The following is a 235-nucleotide window of genomic DNA, read 5'->3' on the forward strand; positions in this document are numbered from 1 at the left end:
GAAATTCATTTGGGAACGCGTCGTGGAGGAACTGAAGCTTGAGGTTAACGTTGAACGGATTGAGCTGGACGTTTGAGACGGTGATCGGGCCGAACCTGAATTGTCCGGTAATGCCCAGCGCAGAAAGCAGGGTGGTGGCCGGGGCGGTGAAGCCGGCGTCGGCGGCACCGTCGAAGTCGATGTGGATTGCCGGAATGGGGATGTCCGGCACGGCGAAGCCGTAGTTCGCTTGTCC

Annotated in this window: 1 protein-coding gene; it reads right to left on the minus strand. The window is 59.6% G+C overall.

Annotated elements, in window-relative coordinates; all coding sequences use genetic code 11:
• Window positions 1-235: hypothetical protein (locus BST12_RS29920; RefSeq protein ID WP_139802126.1), on the minus strand; the 235-nt coding region annotated here is incomplete at both ends.

Origin of the sequence: Mycobacterium angelicum (assembly GCF_002086155.1) — a bacterium.
GTDB classification, from domain to species: domain Bacteria; phylum Actinomycetota; class Actinomycetes; order Mycobacteriales; family Mycobacteriaceae; genus Mycobacterium; species Mycobacterium angelicum.